The 17,790-nt window shown below is 66.8% G+C and carries 20 protein-coding genes and 1 tRNA gene; 12 read left to right on the top strand and 9 right to left on the bottom strand.

Features of this window, described 5'->3' with window-relative positions; genetic code table 11:
• Nucleotides 1-61: 61 nt before the first annotated feature.
• The 5 genes from CEF10_RS06690 to CEF10_RS06670 all read left to right on the top strand — a co-directional run bounded on the left by CEF10_RS06690 (nucleotide 62) and on the right by CEF10_RS06670 (nucleotide 4,951).
• Nucleotides 62-1,045, top strand: coding sequence for an Ldh family oxidoreductase (locus CEF10_RS06690; protein WP_101067355.1), 984 nt, complete (start codon nucleotides 62-64; stop codon nucleotides 1,043-1,045).
• An 87-nt stretch (nucleotides 1,046-1,132) separates the two neighbouring features.
• Entirely contained in the window at nucleotides 1,133-1,555 is a 423-nt protein-coding gene (locus CEF10_RS06685) for a c-type cytochrome (protein WP_232796426.1), read from the top strand.
• 68 nt (nucleotides 1,556-1,623) lie between these two features.
• On the top strand, nucleotides 1,624-2,028 hold the full coding sequence (locus tag CEF10_RS06680) for a c-type cytochrome (protein WP_101067353.1): 405 nt from the start codon (nucleotides 1,624-1,626) through the stop codon (nucleotides 2,026-2,028).
• A 61-nt stretch (nucleotides 2,029-2,089) separates the two neighbouring features.
• Nucleotides 2,090-2,491: a DUF4864 domain-containing protein gene (locus CEF10_RS06675; RefSeq protein WP_101067352.1), complete on the top strand. Its 402-nt coding sequence runs from the start codon at nucleotides 2,090-2,092 to the stop codon at nucleotides 2,489-2,491.
• 168 nt (nucleotides 2,492-2,659) lie between these two features.
• On the top strand, nucleotides 2,660-4,951 hold the full coding sequence (locus CEF10_RS06670) for a glycosyl hydrolase family 28-related protein (RefSeq protein ID WP_101067351.1): 2,292 nt from the start codon (nucleotides 2,660-2,662) through the stop codon (nucleotides 4,949-4,951).
• A gap of 16 nt (nucleotides 4,952-4,967) precedes the next feature.
• Here CEF10_RS06670 and CEF10_RS06665 read toward each other — a convergent pair whose 3' ends face one another.
• Nucleotides 4,968-5,624 (bottom strand): hypothetical protein, encoded by a 657-nt coding sequence (locus tag CEF10_RS06665; RefSeq protein ID WP_101067350.1) that lies wholly within the window; start codon nucleotides 5,622-5,624, stop codon nucleotides 4,968-4,970.
• Between the two features lie 112 nt (nucleotides 5,625-5,736).
• Between CEF10_RS06665 and CEF10_RS06660 the strand changes: the two genes are divergently transcribed.
• The 7 genes from CEF10_RS06660 (at nucleotide 5,737) to CEF10_RS17165 (ending at nucleotide 11,460) form a co-directional block, all read left to right on the top strand.
• Nucleotides 5,737-6,057, top strand: a complete 321-nt coding sequence (locus CEF10_RS06660) for an antibiotic biosynthesis monooxygenase family protein (RefSeq protein ID WP_101067349.1) — start codon at nucleotides 5,737-5,739, stop codon at nucleotides 6,055-6,057.
• A 68-nt stretch (nucleotides 6,058-6,125) separates the two neighbouring features.
• Nucleotides 6,126-6,533, top strand: coding sequence for a universal stress protein (locus CEF10_RS06655; protein WP_101067348.1), 408 nt, complete (start codon nucleotides 6,126-6,128; stop codon nucleotides 6,531-6,533).
• Nucleotides 6,534-6,561: 28 nt separating this feature from the next.
• Nucleotides 6,562-7,152 (top strand): rhodanese-like domain-containing protein, encoded by a 591-nt coding sequence (locus tag CEF10_RS06650; protein WP_101067347.1) that lies wholly within the window; start codon nucleotides 6,562-6,564, stop codon nucleotides 7,150-7,152.
• 71 nt (nucleotides 7,153-7,223) lie between these two features.
• On the top strand, nucleotides 7,224-7,460 hold the full coding sequence (locus tag CEF10_RS06645; protein WP_101067346.1) for a TFIIB-type zinc ribbon-containing protein: 237 nt from the start codon (nucleotides 7,224-7,226) through the stop codon (nucleotides 7,458-7,460).
• A gap of 153 nt (nucleotides 7,461-7,613) precedes the next feature.
• Nucleotides 7,614-9,536 carry a hypothetical protein gene (locus CEF10_RS06640; protein ID WP_101067345.1) on the top strand — a complete coding sequence of 641 codons (1,923 nt, stop codon included), beginning with the start codon at nucleotides 7,614-7,616 and terminating at the stop codon, nucleotides 9,534-9,536.
• Nucleotides 9,533-10,636 carry a hypothetical protein gene (locus tag CEF10_RS06635; protein WP_101067344.1) on the top strand — a complete coding sequence of 368 codons (1,104 nt, stop codon included), beginning with the start codon at nucleotides 9,533-9,535 and terminating at the stop codon, nucleotides 10,634-10,636. The genes CEF10_RS06640 and CEF10_RS06635 overlap by 4 nt, the downstream gene beginning before the upstream one ends.
• Before the next feature lie 95 nt (nucleotides 10,637-10,731).
• On the top strand, nucleotides 10,732-11,460 hold the full coding sequence (locus CEF10_RS17165; RefSeq protein ID WP_232796425.1) for a hypothetical protein: 729 nt from the start codon (nucleotides 10,732-10,734) through the stop codon (nucleotides 11,458-11,460).
• Here the strand turns inward: CEF10_RS17165 and CEF10_RS06620 are convergent.
• The 8 genes from CEF10_RS06620 to uvrB form a co-directional block, all read right to left on the bottom strand.
• Complete coding sequence (locus tag CEF10_RS06620; protein WP_101067343.1) at nucleotides 11,457-11,957, bottom strand: YdcF family protein; 501 nt, start codon at nucleotides 11,955-11,957, stop codon at nucleotides 11,457-11,459. The two genes, CEF10_RS17165 and CEF10_RS06620, sit on opposite strands and share 4 nt — an antisense overlap.
• A complete protein-coding gene (locus CEF10_RS06615) occupies nucleotides 11,954-12,166 on the bottom strand; it encodes a DUF2905 domain-containing protein (protein WP_101067342.1) in 213 nt (70 codons plus the stop codon). The genes CEF10_RS06620 and CEF10_RS06615 overlap by 4 nt, the downstream gene beginning before the upstream one ends.
• A 47-nt stretch (nucleotides 12,167-12,213) precedes the next feature.
• A tRNA-Ala gene (locus tag CEF10_RS06610) sits at nucleotides 12,214-12,289 on the bottom strand.
• Nucleotides 12,290-12,414: 125 nt separating this feature from the next.
• Entirely contained in the window at nucleotides 12,415-12,774 is a 360-nt protein-coding gene (locus tag CEF10_RS06605; RefSeq protein ID WP_101067341.1) for an SPW repeat protein, read from the bottom strand.
• 120 nt (nucleotides 12,775-12,894) lie between these two features.
• On the bottom strand, nucleotides 12,895-13,161 hold the full coding sequence (locus tag CEF10_RS06600) for a hypothetical protein (protein WP_101067340.1): 267 nt from the start codon (nucleotides 13,159-13,161) through the stop codon (nucleotides 12,895-12,897).
• A gap of 11 nt (nucleotides 13,162-13,172) precedes the next feature.
• The gene (locus CEF10_RS06595; protein WP_101067339.1) at nucleotides 13,173-13,637 is read right to left on the bottom strand and encodes an aminoacyl-tRNA deacylase; all 465 of its coding nucleotides are present in this window, start codon (nucleotides 13,635-13,637) and stop codon (nucleotides 13,173-13,175) included.
• A 680-nt stretch (nucleotides 13,638-14,317) separates the two neighbouring features.
• A complete protein-coding gene (locus CEF10_RS06585; protein WP_101067338.1) occupies nucleotides 14,318-15,397 on the bottom strand; it encodes a bestrophin-like domain in 1,080 nt (359 codons plus the stop codon).
• A gap of 197 nt (nucleotides 15,398-15,594) precedes the next feature.
• The gene (gene uvrB / locus CEF10_RS06580; protein WP_101067337.1) at nucleotides 15,595-17,790 is read right to left on the bottom strand and encodes an excinuclease ABC subunit UvrB; all 2,196 of its coding nucleotides are present in this window, start codon (nucleotides 17,788-17,790) and stop codon (nucleotides 15,595-15,597) included.

Genomic DNA, 17,790 nt, shown 5'->3' with positions numbered 1-17,790 from the left:
GCATTGACCTGGCCGCAAAAGGCGTCGAACATCGCCGCTGCAATCACGCGAGGGGAACGCCATGGCCCAGGTTGAACTCGACGACATCGAGGCCGTGACGGCGCGCGCGCTGATCCGGCACGGCGCCGCCGGCTGGGTGGCCGCCGAGGTCGCGCGCGCCGTACGCAAGGCCGAGGCGGTGGGCAACCGTATCTGCGGCCTTTATTATCTGGAGAGCTATTGCACGCAGCTGGAAACCGGCCGGGTGAAGGGTGACGCGGAACCCGAGGTCACCCGGCCGCGCCCCGGCGCCGTGCATGTCGACGCGGGTTTCGGCTTCGCACAGCCCGCCTTTGCCCGCGGCTTGCCGGTGGCCACCGCTGCCGCCCGCGAGAACGGCGTGGCCAGCCTCGCCGTCGGGCATGCGCACACCTGCACGTCGGTGGGGTTCTTCACCGAGCAGATCGCGCGCGCCGGGCTGATCGGGATGGGCATGACGAACGCCTCGCCCATTGTCGCGCCCCCGGGCGGCAAGACGCGGGTCATCGGCACCAACCCCATCGCCTTTTCCGTGCCCGACGGGCAGGGCGGGGTGGCGATGCAGTTCGACCAGTCCACCACCACCGTCGCGCTGGGCAAGATCACCATGGCCCGCGACGCGGGCGAGCGCATCCCCGAGGGCTGGGCCGTGGACGCCGACGGCTACCCCACCACCGACCCGGAGGCCGCGCTGGGCGGGTCGCTGGTCAGCATGGGCGGTTACAAGGGGTGGGGATTCGGTTTGATGGCCGAGCTTCTGGCCGCGGGGATGACCGGCAGCGTCATCAGCCGCGACGTGCAGCCCCTCAAGGCGCCGCGGGGTGCGCCGCACGACCTTGGCCAGTTCTACCTCCTGATGGATCCCGACGACCCGGACGCCTTTCACGACCGGGTGGCGCGGGTCGCGGCGGCCGTTGGACAGGACGAAGGCGCGCGGATGCCGGGGCAGGACAAGCGCGAGGACAACCCGGTGACACTGGACGACGGCCTGTGGAGCCGTGTTCGCGCGCTGGCAGGGGCGACGTGATCCAGATCAATGCGCCGTGCCGGGCCCGGCTTTTGGATGAAGGTAGCCACCACGAGGGAACAGCCCATGCCGTCAAAACCTGCAATCGTGTTTCTCGCTCTCCCGCTGGTGGCGCTTGCCGGTTGCCTTGGTGCCCCCGAGCCCGACCGCGCGGTTGATCTTGATCCGGCCGCAAGCGTCTCGCGTGGGGCGGTGTCCTACCAGAACTACTGCGTGGCATGCCACGGGCGCGATGGCACCGGCGACGGGCCCTACGCCGCGCAACTGCCCGTGCCCGTTGCTGATCTGACCGGGTTGTCCGCCGACAACGGGGGCACCTTTCCCCACGCGCGCGTCATGGCGCAGATCCACGGCTATCCCGGCCGTTACCAGGGGCAGGTCATGCCGGAGTTCGGTCCTCTTCTGGCAGGCGAAACGGTGCAGTGGCGCGATGCGGACGGCACCATGGTGCCGACGCCGCGCGCGCTCGTTGACCTCGTGAATTATCTGGAGACGATTCAGGATGGCTGATCGCGCGGCGTGCGGTCACCGGAAGACGCGCCCGGGCGACCGGGCGACAGGGAACAAGGAGAACGACGATGCAGAGATTTCTGGGGGCCGCGGCGGTCATGGCCGGCCTCGTTGCCGGCGGGGCCGCGGCGCAGGATGCAACCGAAGGTCAGGCGCTGTACGAGGAATTCTGCGCCGCCTGCCACGGCATCGAGGGCACGGGCGAAGGCCCCATGTCCGCCGTCCTGATGGTTTCACCAACCGATCTGACCGCGCTTTCGGCGCAGAACGGCGGCGAATTCCCGCTGTCGCGCGTCGTGCGGCGCATCGACGGGCGCGATCCGCTTGTCGCGCACGGCAGCCCGATGCCCGTCTACGGCGATTTCTTCGAGGGCGAGGATACATCGCTGAAGACGGCCAGCGGCCAACCGATCATGACCAGCGTTCCAGTCGCGGATCTGGTGGCTTATCTCGAGACATTGCAGGATCAATAGGGAAAGGCGCCTTTGAAAGGTCGCGCCCGCGGGCTACCTCTCTAATGATGGAGGGTTCGCCATGCGACATGTTCTGCGTTCAATCGTGCTTCTTGCCGGGCTGGCGATGCCGGCCCACGCCGACGAAAGCGCCATCCGGTCGGTGATCTCGCAACAGATCGACGCCTTTCTGGACAGCGATCTGAAGGAGGCCTTCACCTACGCCAGCCCGACGATACGCTCGCGTTTCGGTACGCCGGAACGCTTCGGCGCCATGGTGCGCAGCGGGTACCCGATGGTCTGGCGTCCCGAGGACGTGCAGTTCCTCGGCGCCGAGACCGTCGGCGGGCGTTTCTGGCAAAAGGTCCTGGTGCGCGATTCGGAGGGAACGCCCTTCGTGCTGCGTTACCAGATGGTCGAGACGGAAAACGGATGGAAGATCAACGCTGTGCGGGTTGAGCGGCCGCCGGCGGGCATGGTCTGACCGCTTCGGTGCGGGCCACCACCGTCACGGTGCCCTCAGCACCGGTTAATGCTCATTCATCTATTGCCTTGCGCCGTCCGGGGTGCCCCGGGCTGGCGAAACTCGTGGCATCCGCGCCCGCCGGCGACACATGCGCGCGGCGAAGGCCGGATGCGGAAAGGGAACTGGATGAACAAGGCGATTACCGATGGCGTGATCTTCATGCCCCCGGCCTTCGCGGACGGCCTCGACGTCTGGTCGAGCGGCAACGGCACGCCCGGCTCGGACACCTACGAAAACGCGGCCAACGCCGCCATCGTGCCTGCCGACCAGGATTTCGGCGGCGCGCTGGAACTGGTCAAGACCGACGCGGTGCAGCGGCTGCGCTACATGGGCGAAACACCGCTTCTGCCGGGGTGCTACCTGCGCGTGCGCGCCCGCGTGAAGGCCGTTAGTGGCAACATGCCCGCGGTGCGGATCGCCGCCTGGGCCGGCGGTGCCGGGGGCGTGCACGTGGAGGACGTGACCGAGGTCGGCCCCTCGACCACGCTCGATACATACGGCCGGGTGGTCGAGGTCTCGGCCATCGTGGGCACCGGCCAGCGCGCCGGCGTCGACATGGTCTGGGGGCCGGCAGCGCAATACGGTCATTTCGGGCTGGATCTGACGGGATTGAACGGCGGCACGGTCCGCGTCGACGACCTGATCATCGAGGATGTCACCCACGTCTTCCTGCGCGAGATGATGGACTGGGTCGACGTGCGCGACTACGGTGCCCTCGGTGACGGCGTGACGGACGATACCGCCGCCTTCGAGGCCGCCGACGCCGCCGCGCAGGGCGGTTCGGTCGTCGTGCCGCCGGGCAGCTATCACCTTGCCGACAGCGTGACGATGCAGGCGCCGACGCGGTTCGAGGGCACCGTGACCATGCCCGACGACAAGATCCTGACCCTGACGAGGAACTATCACCTGCCGGCCTACATCGACGCCTTCGGCGACGAGGAACTGGCGTTCAGGAAGGCGTTCCAGGCGCTGCTGAGCAATGCCGATCATGAGTCGCTGGATTTCCGTGGCCGCATGATCACCATCAACGAACCCATCGACATGCAGGCGGCCGTGGCCAACCGCACCACCTACGCGCAGCGCCGGCACCTGACCAACGGCCAGATCTCGGTCAACCCCGGCGCGGCGTGGGACACCGAGGTGGTGACGTCACAGGCGAGCTATTCGCCGACCGATCCCCTCACGCTGTCCAACGTGCCGAACGTGGCCAACGTGCCGGTCGGCGCGCTGGTGGAGGGCAACGGCGTGGGCCGCGAGGTCTACGTCAAGGCGCGCAACGTGGCCGCGCAGGAACTCACGCTGAGCGTGCCGCTTTACGATGCCGCCGGCACGCAGACCTATACGTTCCGCCGCTTCAAGTTCATGCTGGATTTCAGCGGGTTCGAGAAACTCAGCAAGTTCGCGGTCTCGAACATGGAATTCCAGTGCGGGGGACGGTGCAGCGGTATCCTCCTGCCCACGGCCGGCATCGGGTTCCACCTGCGCGACTGTTTCGTCACCAAACCCAAGGACCGCGGTGTGGCCAGCCACGGCAGCGGCGACCAGGGGCTGCTGGTGGATCGCTGCCAGTTCCTGTCCGACGAGAACCAGGCCGAGGCCACGGCGCGCACCTCGATCGCGCTGAACGCCAACGCCAAGGACATCAAGCTGCGTGACAACCGGGTCGTGCGCTTCCGCCACTTCGCCGTGATCTCCGGATCCAGCCCGATCATCTCGGGCAACCACTTCTTCCAAGGCGACGGCGAACCCAACGGCGTGCGCACGGCCGGTCTGGTGATCGCGCGGACGAACGCGCGGGCGACGATCGGCAACAACTACATCGACAACTGTTTCATCGAGTGGACGAACGAGCACGATCAGGCGCCCGGGTTCTCGTCTGAGTTCTCCTTCAGCGGGCTGAGCGTGACCGACAACATCTTCCTTGCCGGCCACGTGGCCCCCTGGTTCAAGTACATCGTCGTGAAGCCGCACGGCGCGGGGCATTTCCTTGATGGCGTGCAGGTCACCGGCAATTCGTTCCGGGTGATCGGGGACAAGATCGACCGCGTGGATGGCGTGGACACCAGTTTTGCCGATCTCGATTACAACCGGGTGGCCAACATCGCGTTCCACAACAACAGTTTCAACCTGATCGAAAACCCCGTCGCGAACCCGCTGGTGTTGAAGTACTCGCAGAACGACACCGCCAAGACATGGGTCATCGACTGTGCGAACAAGCTGCCCTTCGACGGCTGGACGCAGACGGTGGAGGCCGCGATTCCCGCCGGTCCGCTGCGCGACGACAACAACGACATCCATTTCGGCGCGCCCTACTACGAAACCAAGCAGGGGCCGGACCGTGACCGGGTCAAGCTCCAGTGGGAAAGGCCCGTGAAGGGGACCGCGATCGTCACCATCCGGATCGACGACGTGTTCTGACCGCCCGCGCGCGTCTTCAGAACGAATGCCAGGTTCCAAGCTTGAGGGCGACCGAATCGTCGCCCTCGATCCCCGTTGTCACGCCCACCTCGATGTGGCGGCCGGGGCGCTGCTCGAACAGGACGGATGGCGCCAGCCGGGCATAGCCCGACCCGCCGTCATCCCGCCCCGTCTGCATCTGCACGACCATTTTCGTGCGGGTGCCTGTGTTCAGGCCGACGGTGAAATCGGCCTTCAGGTCGATCGCCCCCGTCTCGAGCGAAACCTCGCCCAGCGTCTCGACGGTCAGCCAGCCTGCGCGATCGCCCAGTGAAATGCCGCGCCCGGCCGAGAAACCGGGCCGCACCACGGCATGGTCGTCGATCTGCCCGACGCCGAGCTGATAGGCCATCCGGGTGTCCGCCGGCGTGCGTTCAAACGGCAGGCGCAGGAACCCCACGGCCTTGTGCGTGTTCGTGCTGCCGTATCCGAGGTCCACGCCGAGCGTGGTGCGTTGCGTCAGCCCGTATTCCCCGTATAGCGTCGTGTAGCTGTCCTCGCCCGCGCCCGGACCGTCGACGGCCAACCGGCCGGCGAGGGCGGTGAAGAACGCCCCCTCCTCGCGGGGCCAGGGGCCGGCGGCGGCGTGGCCCGCCAGAAACATGATCACGGTGGCGACAAGGGTGCGCGGCATGGGTTACCTCCGCCTTAACCGTGGCGGAAAAGGGTAAAGCAGCGGTTAATTCCGTCGGGATTTGCCCGGGACGATCAAGGTGCTAGGCTGGCGGTGACGAAGGAGGTGCGCCATGCCCGAGATCAAGAAGACGACCGACCGCCAGACTGTCATCACCACGTTCGAGATGACGCCGGGCACCTGTCAGGACCTGCTTGAGGAACTGACGAAGGCTTACGAGGAGTTCATCTCCAGGCAGCCGGGGTTCATTGCCGCGGGGCTTCACGTCAACGATGCGCAGACGCGGATCGCCAACTACTCGCAGTGGGAGCGGCGCGAGGATTACCTCGCGATGCTGCGCAGCGACGAGATGCGCCAGCGCAACCGGCGGATCAACGAACTTTGCAAGAGCTTCGCGCCGGTCATGTATGACGTGGCGGCGACCTTCGACTGACCTGTATCAATGCCCCCGTCCGGGGCGCCTGTCATCATCTCCCGACAAACCACAGCAGGAGCTGGCCGATGTACCAGAATATTCTCGTTCCGATTTCCTTCGACGAAGACCGCGACTCTGCGGGCGCGATCGAGGTCGCCCGCACGCTTGCCGGCGAGAAGGGGCACATTACCCTGATCCACGTGATGGAGGAGATCCCGGGATACGCCATCTCCTACATGCCGCCCGAATACCTGGCCGAGAGCCGTCAGGCGATCGAGGCCGAGCTTTCGGACATGGCAGAGCCGTTGCCCAACGCGCAGGGCGTGCTGGTCGAGGGGCATTCGGGGCGCACGATCCTCGACTGGGCCCAGGAGCATAACGTCGACTGCATCGTCATCGCCAGCCACCGCCCCGGAATGCAGGACCTGCTGCTGGGCAGCACCGCGGCGCAGGTCGTGCGCCATGCCAGCTGTGCGGTGCACGTGTTGCGCTGATCCGCGAAATCCGAAGGGAGGAGAACCCATGCGTCTTTTCATCGCCGCCTTGGCCGCGGCTGTCATCACCGCGCTGCCCGGGCACGCGCAGGAACCGGTCAACATCCGCCCCGACACGCCCACCGTCACGGTCGAGACCGAAGACGGCCCGGTGGAGATCGGCCGGATCCAGGATAACGACAACCACGTCACGGGCGAATGGGCGCGCACCTCGCGGCCCTGTCCGCCGTTCTGCATCCAGCCGATGACGCCGGCGGAGGGCGTTACCACCATCGGCGAGTTGGAACTGATCGAGATGCTCCAGGATCCCGAGGCGATCGTCGTCGACAGCCGCACGCGCGACTGGTTCGCCGGCGGCTCGATTCCCGGTGCGATCAACATCCCCTACCTCGAAGCCCCCGACCGGCTGGATGAACTCGGCTGCGTGATCGATTTCGACGGCTTCGACTGTACCGAAGCCAAGCCTGTGGCGTTGTTCTGCAACGGGTTGTGGTGCGGGCAGTCGCCGTCGGCCATCCGCCGCATGATCGCCGCCGGGTTCCCGGCTGACAAGATCCACTACTACCGCGGTGGCATGCAGAGCTGGCGCGTGCTGGGGCTGACCGTCACCGGCCAGTGACACAGGGCTTGCAGGGGCGGCCGTGCCGCCCCAAATCCCGAAGGACTGGATCGAACGAAAGGAGTGCCCCAATGCAGTGCCCCATCGACGGGACCGAACTGGTGATGAGCGACCGCGCCGGCGTCGAGATCGACTATTGCCCCAAATGCCGGGGCGTGTGGCTCGACCGTGGCGAACTCGACAAGATCATCGAACGCTCGGCGCCACAGGCCGAGGCCCCGCGGGGTGGTCGTGAGGATCACGACGATCGCGGGTACAAGAAGAAAAAGAAGCGGGGCGGTTTCCTCGAGGAGATATTCGACTTCTGAACACGGCCGGCGGCGTGGCGGCGGGTCCGGGGCGCCGCCTTGATCCAAGGCAAGGACCGGGCGCGCGCTCTGGCCTAGCCTTGTGCCATGTGCTGTTCCGTCCTACCACGTCTTTTCGGCGCAGTGGCGGCGCTTTGCGCCCTTGTCACCGTCATGCTGTCCGCTGGCACCCCGCCGGGCCGGGCCGCGCATACCCATGGCGACGCAACGACGGGGTATCGTGTCGATTTTCCTGAAAGCTGGCAGGTCAGCCGGCATGACGAGACAGGGTTTCATTCCATCGTCGGGCTCAGCCCGGACGACATGCTGGCCGTGTCGGTCGTGGCCGTGCCGGGCGACCGGCCGGTCACCCCGGTGCAACTGCGCCACGCGGTCGAGCCGCAGTTGCTGGCCGACAGCTTTGACGGAGGGCAGGTGCTGTATACCGGGGCGGACAGCCTTGCCGGACTGGAGGGGCTGCGCGTGGGCTACGGCGGCACCTGGGCGGCCGACGGGCGGCGCTTCCCGGCGCGGATGCAGGCATTCTATACCGCCTCCGGCAACACCGCCTTCGTCCTTTGGTGGATGACACCGGCGGAAATGGTGCCGCGCCGGCGTGCCGAGGCCGAGGCCGTGCTGCGCAGTTTCCGCCTCGCCGGACCGGCTGATACCCTGATCGAGGTCGACCCGCCCGTCGCGTCATCGTCTGTGCCGGATGCGCCGGAGCACCGGGTGGTCATCGGCAGCGCGCATCTGCCGGGCGAGACACACTACACGCTTCGCTACGCCGGCCACATCGAGAAAATCGAGGGCCGGTTGGACGGCTTCGGCGTGACCATCGACGATTACGACAAGGTGTCGGATGGCGAGGTTCGCGGATTCGTCCGCGACGGCAACGACGGGTACCGCGTGAAAGGGCAGGTGCTTTCGATCGACCTGGATGTGCCGGCCAATGCCGACATCTACATCGACGGTCGGAAAATCGGGAAAACCGGGGCGGCGGCCACCACCGAAGACGCCTGCGGCAAGCAAAAAGGGACATACGCCGATGCGGTGCGCGCGTGGCATGCCAGCGGCCGCGACGCCGGCCACCGCCGGCGGATGCTGCTGGCCCGTAAGGCATTCGAGGATTGCCTCGCTCAGGCGAGGGCCATGGAGGCCGACACCGTCGAGACCACGCACTGGCGCACCCGCGGGCTGGAGGGGCGCGACTGGGATCTCGAGGCCGCGATCACCATCTCGGGCCGTCAGGTCAGCATCGCGGCACAGACTTTCTATCAAGGCGCGTGGCGGCCGTGGCAGGGCAAGGGCACGCGCGAGGGCGACACGATCCGTTTCGATTATACCGTGGAGGACGGCAACACCTACGGTTGGCGGAACGGCTCGGGCGCGCTTTCCTTCAACGCCGACCGCACGATGCTCAGCGGACAGATGCGCTCGGACAACGCCGCATGGTCCACGCCCGTGGTGCTTTTCCGTCAGCCCGCGCCAGATGCCGCACGGGCGGCGCCGGAGCAGGGACCGCGGGGCGATGAAACGCAGGCCCCTTTGTTGGCCGTACCCGAATCCGGCACGCAGAGCCGCGCGGCGTCCGATCCCGACGACGGGCAGGCGCCGCTCGTCACCGTCGGCAAGTCGGGTCCCGACACCCCCGGTGCCCGGGCGGATGCCGATCCCTCCACGCCCGGCGGCCTGCTGCCGAACCGGGCCGATCTGCCCGCCGGGTGGTGGCTGGACGGCACGCTGCCCGAGGCGGTGCTCAGCGCGCCGCGGTCGGACGGGCTGCGCACGGCATACGCCGTCTATGCGCCCGCGGAACCGGATCCGGATGAAGCCCCGCCCGGCGTGGCCGTGCAGGTCTACATGGGTTCGGAGCAGCGCGTCGCCGCGCTGTTCGAGTCCGCTGCTGGCCGTCTTGGCGCCAAGATCCGGCGGGATGTTCACGGGCGCAAGGCGATCGCGTCGGCAGGTGCGGGCAGTTACGAAGTGCTGCGTCAGTCGGGCGGTGTACTGGTACGGGCGACCGGGGCGCCGCGCGCGCAGGTGATCGGGCTGGCGCAGGTGCCGATCATGCGTGCAAGGGAGGCAATGCAATGAGCCGCATTCTCGCAGTCCTCTGCACCGTGTTGCTGTGGGGGGGCGCGGCCTCGGCGGATCCGTCGGCGGCGCTCGCCCGGCTGGAGGCGCAGGCCGCCGCGCTCGACCGGGTGGACCGGGCGATCCGACAGGGGCGCACGGCCTATGCCGCGTTGCACGAACGCGCGGGCCGGAACATCCGCAACAACTCGCTCAAGGTGCTGATGCGCACGGCGCTGGAGGCGGCCAACCAGGACATCCCCTCGGCCGACGACCTGTTGATGGCCTCGCTCGATGCGGCCTGGCAGGTCTATGCCGACATCGAGTTCGGCGGCGAGGTCTGGCAGGTCCGTCACGAAAAAATCGACCCGCTGGCGTTGCACGACCGGGCCATGCGCCGCAGCGCCAGGCTGCGCCGGATGACCGCAGACCTCGACGCGCTGATCCGCGCGCCCCTTGACGCCTTCGACGACGATGCGCCGCCGCCGCGCTCGGCCAAGCCGTGGTGGAAGGCCCCTGACGACGAACCCGACGCGACGATCGAACGGCTTTTTCGCAAATCCAACGTGATCCACCAACTCAGCGGCCTGATCGTCAAGCAACTCGATTACGAAGCCGCGCGCGTGCGCGAGGAACAGGCCCGCGTCGACGCCGAGATCGCCGCGATGCGCGCGCGCGTCCCCCCGCAGGCGGAGGACGATACCGGGGCGGCGGGATGGCGGTTCTCATCTGTCGAGACCGGGGACGGCATCAAGACGTTCCATGGCGTGCGGTTCCGCGGCATGGCCGTGGCAGACACCAGCGGGCTCTGCGCGGCAGCGGCCTTCTGCCGCGCCCAGGGACTCGCGCACATGGTTGCCCAGCCCGCCGCGAACGTCGTGAAGCGTTGCACGTTGTTTGGGTACGAGTGGAACACCGACCCCGTGCCGCCGGAATGCCGCGGGCCGACGGTGTACTGGACCGGGCGCATCGCATGCACCGCGGAGGCCTGCAATCAGTTCCGCTCGATTACCTGCCGTGACCGGCCGGCCGAACCGAACGCGGGGGAGCCGCCGATCTGCCAGCAGCACCGTCTCAGGCTGGAACGCGAGCATGGGGCGCACGGAACCGGGGGCGACTGAATGGCCGCCGTGCGTGTGCCGGAATGGCAATGGCGGACGGAAACCGGGCCGGGCACAGGCGCTGCGCCCGGACCGCCTGAACAGGAGGAGGAAAGATGACGTTTCTCAAGGGTTTTCTGGTCGCGGTGGTGCTTGCGCTCGCCGGGCCGGCCGGGGCGGCGGACCTTGTCGCCAGCTATACCGCGCGGATCGGCAACGCCGATCTCTACAACTCCAATGGCGCGCGCCTGACCGAGGCCTGGCAGGTCCTGCGACAGGACCGTGCGAATTATCACCGCTTCGGCATCTCGCAGCCGGGGGACGAATGGGACCCGGTGTTCGGCAACATCGACAACCGGGCTGCGCTGGAGCGCATGATCATGCGCGGCGGCATGGCACCCGAGGTCCGGCGTCGGGTCATGCAGGGCGGCACGCTGGTCGACGTGCGGATCTACGGTAGCGGCGGACAGGGCCGATGGGCCGAGGTGACGCTGGCCGGCCCGGCCGGGTCCGCCGGCGCCGCGAACCTCGTTGCCAGCTATGCCGCCTATATCGGCAACGCGGACCTCTACAATTCGAAGGGGATGCGGCTGAGCGAACCGTGGCAGGTGCTGCGGCAGGACCGCGCGAATTTCCACCGCTTCGGCATCTCGCAGCCCGGGGACGAATGGGATCCGCTGTTCGGCAGCATCGACAATCGCGCTGCGCTGGAGCAGCTGGTGATGCGCGGCTCCATCGATCCCGCGGCCCGGCGCAACCTGATGCAGGGCGGTGCCACGGTATTCGTGCGCGTCTACGGCAGCGGCGGACAGGCGCAACGGGTCGACGTGACAGTGGTGCGCTAACGCCGCAGCCCGCGCCAGAGTTGGAGCGCGAGCGCCGGGATCTCGCGCAGGGCGGCCGGCACCGCGCGCGCCCAGGCGCGCGCGGAAAGCCGCGGACAAGAGATCCGCACGCGGAGCCCCAGGCCGCGGGCGGCGAGCCGTGCGCGCGGCGCGTGATACGGGTCGGTCACCACGAGAACGGAGGCGACGCCACGGGCGGCCAGCAGCGGGCGCGCACGTTCGAAATTCCCGGCCGTGGTCGCCGCGAGGTCCTCGAGCACGAGCGCCGTGGCGGGAACGCCCTCGGACCGGCAGATTTCGGCGATCGCCGCTGCCTCGGACCGGGGGGCGTCAGCCGGCCCGCCGCTGGCGAGGATCATGCCGACACGGCCCTCATGGTAAAGGGCCGTGGCGTGCAGCGCACGCCGCCGCAATGCCTCCGACGGGGTGCCGTCGGGCCGCACCGCCGCTCCGAGAACCAGTGCCGCATCGGCCCCCGGGCCCGCGGGCACGGTCATCGGCCTAGGATGTAGCGGATCACGGTGACCACGACCGACAGCACCACCGAGACCAGGATCGCGCTGGTCACCGGGATGTACAGCGTGAAGTTCTCGCGCTCGATCACGATGTCGCCCGGCAGCCGGCCCAGCCCCAGCCGCGACAGCGGCCCCCAGAGCAGCCCGGCCAGGATCAGCACGATACCGGTGATGACAAGAAAACGTGCCATGGTCCCTGATGATACCGGCGTGGCAAGAAAAGGGAAACGGTTGCACGTGGTGGAGCCGAGGGGAATCGAACCCCTGACCTCGTCATTGCGAACGACGCGCTCTCCCGGCTGAGCTACGGCCCCGCGTGCGGCATTGCACGTGCCCCGGCCGGGCAGAAAATTCAAGGGCTCGGCGCATGAAAACGCGCCGGGCGCAAGGCCCGGCGCGCTTCGGGACGCCCTGAAAAGGGCTTCGCCCTCGGGGCGGGTCAGGCCATCTTCAGGCCGCCGTGGCTATACAGCGACCATGCGGCCAGGGCGATCGCCAGCACGCCCACGACGACGAACGTCCAGGTTGCCGCAGCGGTCCCGGCAACGCCGAGGACCCAGGGCGACACGATCAGCCACAGGCCGATGACCATGCTCAGCCACTCTTCCCATTTGCGGAAGTTGACCAGAGCGGCCAGGCCCATCAGCGCGATCAGCGCACCGATGACGATCGCGTTGCCCATCGCGGCGTTCAGGCTCGCGAACTGCAGAACCCAGGGCGATGCGATCAGCGCCAGCCCCAGGATGATGTTCAGGGCGTCGGCCCAGTATTGCTTTGCGGTTTTCACGATCTCTGCCATGATACAACCTCCCTTCTACAGGAACCTGCTCTGACACTCGCGGGGCCGTGATGCCCCGGCGCAGAGCCCCGGAGTCCCGGGGCTCTCCACATGACGATCTGGGAAAAACCCGCGGCGATTTCAAGAGGCTGGCGCGCGAGCGGTGACGCGGAACCGCCCTGGCGCGGGGGTGCCGACGGCCAACTGCCAGCCCCGGGCGCCGATCCGCGTGCCGGCGGCGGTGGTATAGTGGGCAAGCCGCAGCAGCCCGCCGGCGAGCGTGCCCTCGGCCGCGCCGCCGTCGGCAAAGCGCACCACCGCGGCGCCGCCCTTGCCGGGGTTGCCCGACAGAACGCGCCCCGTGGCCCCGGGATAGAGGTGGCTGTGATCCGCCTCCAGCTCGATCATCCCGGCGCCGGTCAGTGGCAGACCGCGCCCTCGCGGGCATCGGCCATCAGCACGTCGAAATCGGCGCCGCGCATCCGCACCAGCGTTTCATGGTCGCCGGCCTCGAACCAGACGGTGGCGAGGCCCTTCAGGCGCTCGTCCAGCACGGTGGGCAGGTCATGGGGCGCGCCCACGGGCGGGACGGCGCCGGTGGCGCAGTCATCGAAGACCGCGGCCACCTCCTCTTCCGAGGCCAGCACGACGGGGGTTTCGAGGATCCATTGCAGCCCGTGCAGGTCGACCTGCCGGGTGCTGGGCACGACGGCCAGCGCGCGCCCGCGGTCCATGTCGACAAGCACCGACTTGGCAAGGCAGTCGCCGGGCACATGCGCGGCCTCGGCCGCCTCGGATGCGGTGGTGGTGTGCGGATGCGTCACGACGTCATAGGGCAGCCCGCGGGCGTCGAGATGCGATTTCAGGCGGGGTGCGATGGTCATGATGTCCTCCCTCGTGGCGAGGGCGCCCCGACCGCGGCCCGTCACCGGCGCACGCGGGGCGCCGTGGTGAGTGGCGCCATTGTGCGCGCATGGGGCGGGTCTTGCAAGGCGGGGGCGTGCGATGTGCGGCGGCCTGCCCCGGTCACACCGCGCGATGTCCTGCCGTAGGGCAGGGGGCATCCCGCCGCCCCGGTGGGCCGGGCGCATGGCGGGGAGAGGCCGCCCTGTGGCGGACGGGCGTCGTTGCAGCATGGACGGCCCCCAGCGCCGGGGGAGGGCGAGTGCACGGATTGGCCCGCGCCGTGGTCGGGTGGGTTCGAGACCCATCCTGCGGGTGCCGGCAATCCGGTGAAGCACGGGCGTGTCGCGCAGGCGATGGCGTGGCCGATTTTCTCGATCCACCGGGATATAAGGCTGAGGCGGGTTGACCCGGGATGTGCGGGCGGCGTGGTGGAGGGGAATTGGGGGATTAGTGTGGGCAATTTTGCCCACCATGGATGGTGGGGATGTGCCGGGGTGGTGCGCAGGTTCCCGGAAGTGCGTCGGGTCGGTGGGTAGCCCATGGGCGCGGTGGGCAGAACTGCCCACCCTACGCTTGCTGCCCGAACCGGTTGACCCGCGCGAGGACGGCGCAACGAGATCAGGTCGAAAAACGCGGATTCGAGGAAAAACAACACTGGTCATGCAACAGCGTGGCTTATGAGAGCGTCCGATCTCGCATCCGTGCCCTTTGCCAGTTTTTTTCGCACGCTGTCGACTGCCTCCAGCTTGATTGCCCAGTACCCGTCAAAGGGAGAACTTAGATCAAGAAGTGTCATGAAGATCGAAGTATAGAAGGTCGGAAGCAGAAACACGTAGACATAATCGATACTGAGTTCGCCCGTCGCGTTACCAAAAAACGAAAGTACCATGGTGGTCGACATCAAGAACATTATTACCAGGATAAACGGTGACATTCGTTTCTCGATGCAAACCGCCCGTTTGCTACGAAGCGTTGCGACTCGGGTCAGAGCTTTCATCACTTCCTCAAGCGCAAATTCGTCGTTCTTGTCGCCAATCTTCAAATCCGATACAACGGCAATCCCCTCTTCGAGGATTTCTTCATTTCTGGCGGCAGTTACAACTCGCCCGTCTTTTAGGATATTTTCTACGTACTCAAGAAGCAGAGAGCGCAATCTATGAACGGCCAAATAGTTCGCCTCCGGTGCGCCGCCGGACATAAAATATTCCGTGAAATCCGCAATCGACCGGATCGTACCGGCTTCTTCGTAGAGAATATGCTTCAATTCATCGAAATCGGACAGCCCTTTCCAAAGAAGAAACGCAGCACATACCGCATAAAGTACGGTTACTGAATCCTTGAAAATGGGATTGACTTGGAAAAGGGCTTGGTCGATGCTTTCACCAGCCGCCCCAAAACTCTCGATGCCCTGTTTGTCAAGGTAGCTTGCCAATCCACTGGCGTTGCTTGTCTCCAATAGATGTGGAAAATAGTGAAATAACGCAACGCAAAACAGGCCGACGGATATTGGAAAAAGAATTCGAACGTTTAATGTATATGAAAGGCTGCTTGTACGTGGCAAAAAGGAAAGAACCAGCGGAAAACCAATAGCCAACACGACATACCAAGTGGTAACGTCCGCCCTCTCGGCAATCCAGGCAGTAGCTAGGACCACGGCAAGGTGGATTGCGTAGATTGAGTTGATCCTTGTTCTTTTCATCCCAAGCCCCGTTTTCTTGCAACCATAGGTCGTACGCATTGAAAATGCTAGTCCCTGTTACCATCCGAATTTCTGGATCGTGCACCCATTGGAGTACACAAAAAAACAAGCAAGCGTAGGGTGGGCAGTTCTGCCCACCGCCCCGGCGCAATTCCGATCCCCCGGTCACCACCGCGAAACATCTTCGCCATCCGTGGTGGGCAATATTGCCCACCCTACCGCCCGAACGTCCGTCGTCACCGCTCCCTCTTCTTCACCCCACCCCGCTGCCCCGGCTTTCCGGCCGTTGAGCGGCCCTTGGCGCCCACGGCCTCCTCGGCGGCCTTCTCCACCGCCTGTTGGCGCGCGAGCGGGTCGTCGTGCACGGCGAGGTCCACGGCCTCCAGCCGCTTGACCTCGTCGCGCAGGCGGGCGGCCTCCTCGAACTCGAGGTTCTCGGCCGCCTTGCGCATCTCGGTGCGCAGCCCCTCGAGGTGCGCCTCGAGGTTGGCGCCATGCGTGGGCTTGTCGACCTTGGCGGTCACGCGGTTCATGTCCACGTCGCCCTCGTAGAGGCCGGCGAGCACGTCGTCCACGTTCTTGCGGATGGTCTCGGGCGTGAGCCCGTGTTCGGTGTTGTAGGCGATCTGCTTGGCGCGGCGGCGCTCGGTCTCGTCGATGGCGCGCTGCATGCTGCCGGTGACCTTGTCGGCGTACATGATGACGCGCCCGTCGGCGTTGCGCGCGGCGCGGCCGATGGTCTGGATCAGCGAGGTTTCCGAGCGCAGGAAGCCCTCCTTGTCGGCATCCAGAATGGCCACCAGCCCGCATTCGGGGATGTCCAGCCCCTCGCGCAGCAGGTTGATGCCCACCAGCACGTCGAAGGCGCCGAGGCGCAGGTCGCGCAGGATCTCGATGCGCTCGATCGTGTCGATGTCGGAGTGCATGTAGCGCACCTTGACGCCCTGTTCGTGCAGGTACTCGGTCAGGTCCTCGGCCATGCGCTTGGTCAGGGTGGTGCACAGCGTGCGATACCCGGCGGCGGTGACGCGCCGCACCTCGTCGAGCAGGTCGTCGACCTGGGTGGTGACGGGGCGCACCTCGACCTGCGGGTCCAGCAGGCCGGTGGGGCGGATCACCTGCTCGGTGAAGACGCCGCCGGTCTGTTCCAGCTCCCACGCGGCCGGCGTGGCCGAGACGAAGACCGACTGCGGGCGCATGGCGTCCCATTCCTCGAACTTGAGGGGGCGGTTGTCCATGCACGAGGGCAGGCGGAAACCGTGTTCGGCCAGCGTGAACTTGCGGCGGTAGTCGCCCCGGTACATGCCGCCGATCTGGGGCACGCTGACGTGGGATTCGTCGGCGAAGACCAGCGCGTTGTCGGGGATGAACTCGAACAGCGTGGGCGGCGGTTCGCCCGGCGCGCGCCCCGTGAGGTAGCGGCTGTAGTTCTCGATGCCGTTGCACACGCCCGTGGCCTCCAGCATCTCGAGGTCGAAGTTGGTGCGCTGCTCCAGCCGCTGGGCTTCCAGCAGCTTGCCCTCGCCCACGAGCTGGTCGAGGCGCGTGCGCAGCTCCGCCTTGATGCTGGCGATGGCCTGCTGCATCGTCGGCTTGGGCGTGACGTAGTGGCTGTTGGCGTAGACGCGGATCTTGTCGAAGCCGCCCGTCTTGGCCCCGGTGAGGGGGTCGAACTCGGTGATCGCCTCCAGCTCCTCGCCGAAGAACGACAGCTTCCATGCCCGGTCCTCGAGGTGCGCCGGCCAGATCTCGAGGCTGTCGCCGCGCACGCGGAAGGTGCCGCGCTGGAACGCCTGGTCGTTGCGCTTGTACTGCTGGGCCACGAGGTCGGCCATGACCTGCCGCTGGTCATATTCCTTGCCCACGATCAGATCCTGCGTCATGGCCGAGTAAGTCTCGACCGAACCGATACCGTAGATGCACGACACCGAGGCGACGATGATCACGTCGTCGCGTTCCAGCAGTGCACGGGTGGCCGAGTGGCGCATCCGGTCGATCTGCTCGTTGATCTGCGATTCCTTCTCGATGTAGGTGTCGCTGCGCGGGACGTAGGCCTCGGGCTGGTAGTAGTCGTAGTAGGAGACGAAGTATTCCACCGCGTTGCCGGGGAAGAAGCCCTTGAATTCGCCGTAAAGCTGGGCCGCCAGCGTCTTGTTGGGCGCCAGGATGATGGCCGGGCGCTGGGTTTCCTCGATCACCTTTCCCATGGTGAAGGTCTTGCCGGTGCCGGTGGCGCCCAGCAGCACCTGGTCGCGTTCCCCGGCCTGCACGCCCCGGGACAGTTCGGCGATGGCCGTTGGCTGGTCGCCGGCGGCGGTGAACTCGGTCTCCATCACGAACCGCTTGCCGCCCTCCAGCTTCTCGCGGCGCGTCGTCTCGGGCGCGGCGTTGGCGAGCGCCGGGGCGCTGCGGTCGGAATGGGCGTAGGGCAT

Source organism: Roseovarius salinarum (genome assembly GCF_002834145.1).
Lineage (GTDB): Bacteria > Pseudomonadota > Alphaproteobacteria > Rhodobacterales > Rhodobacteraceae > Roseovarius > Roseovarius salinarum.
This window is presented reverse-complemented; position numbering and strand designations above follow the sequence as displayed.

Bases quoted from the DNA above. Each gene is read 5' to 3' on its own strand.
- CEF10_RS06690 (WP_101067355.1), top strand. From the start codon at position 62: ATGGCCCAGGTTGAACTCGACGACATCGAGGCCGTGACGGCGCGCGCG.
- CEF10_RS06605 (WP_101067341.1), bottom strand. From the start codon at position 12,774: ATGGCAGAGATCGTGAAAACCGCAAAGCAATACTGGGCCGACGCCCTG.
- CEF10_RS06615 (WP_101067342.1), bottom strand. From the start codon at position 12,166: ATGGCACGTTTTCTTGTCATCACCGGTATCGTGCTGATCCTGGCCGGG.
- CEF10_RS06670 (WP_101067351.1), top strand. From the start codon at position 2,660: ATGAACAAGGCGATTACCGATGGCGTGATCTTCATGCCCCCGGCCTTC.
- CEF10_RS06635 (WP_101067344.1), top strand. From the start codon at position 9,533: ATGAGCCGCATTCTCGCAGTCCTCTGCACCGTGTTGCTGTGGGGGGGC.
- CEF10_RS06600 (WP_101067340.1), bottom strand. From the start codon at position 13,161: ATGATCGAGCTGGAGGCGGATCACAGCCACCTCTATCCCGGGGCCACG.
- CEF10_RS06650 (WP_101067347.1), top strand. From the start codon at position 6,562: ATGCGTCTTTTCATCGCCGCCTTGGCCGCGGCTGTCATCACCGCGCTG.
- CEF10_RS06680 (WP_101067353.1), top strand. From the start codon at position 1,624: ATGCAGAGATTTCTGGGGGCCGCGGCGGTCATGGCCGGCCTCGTTGCC.
- CEF10_RS06595 (WP_101067339.1), bottom strand. From the start codon at position 13,637: ATGACCATCGCACCCCGCCTGAAATCGCATCTCGACGCCCGCGGGCTG.
- CEF10_RS17165 (WP_232796425.1), top strand. From the start codon at position 10,732: ATGACGTTTCTCAAGGGTTTTCTGGTCGCGGTGGTGCTTGCGCTCGCC.
- uvrB (WP_101067337.1), bottom strand. From the start codon at position 17,790: ATGCCCTACGCCCATTCCGACCGCAGCGCCCCGGCGCTCGCCAACGCC.
- CEF10_RS06645 (WP_101067346.1), top strand. From the start codon at position 7,224: ATGCAGTGCCCCATCGACGGGACCGAACTGGTGATGAGCGACCGCGCC.
- CEF10_RS06655 (WP_101067348.1), top strand. From the start codon at position 6,126: ATGTACCAGAATATTCTCGTTCCGATTTCCTTCGACGAAGACCGCGAC.
- CEF10_RS06585 (WP_101067338.1), bottom strand. From the start codon at position 15,397: ATGCGTACGACCTATGGTTGCAAGAAAACGGGGCTTGGGATGAAAAGA.
- CEF10_RS06620 (WP_101067343.1), bottom strand. From the start codon at position 11,957: ATGACCGTGCCCGCGGGCCCGGGGGCCGATGCGGCACTGGTTCTCGGA.
- CEF10_RS06640 (WP_101067345.1), top strand. From the start codon at position 7,614: ATGCTGTCCGCTGGCACCCCGCCGGGCCGGGCCGCGCATACCCATGGC.
- CEF10_RS06665 (WP_101067350.1), bottom strand. From the start codon at position 5,624: ATGCCGCGCACCCTTGTCGCCACCGTGATCATGTTTCTGGCGGGCCAC.
- CEF10_RS06660 (WP_101067349.1), top strand. From the start codon at position 5,737: ATGCCCGAGATCAAGAAGACGACCGACCGCCAGACTGTCATCACCACG.
- CEF10_RS06675 (WP_101067352.1), top strand. From the start codon at position 2,090: ATGCGACATGTTCTGCGTTCAATCGTGCTTCTTGCCGGGCTGGCGATG.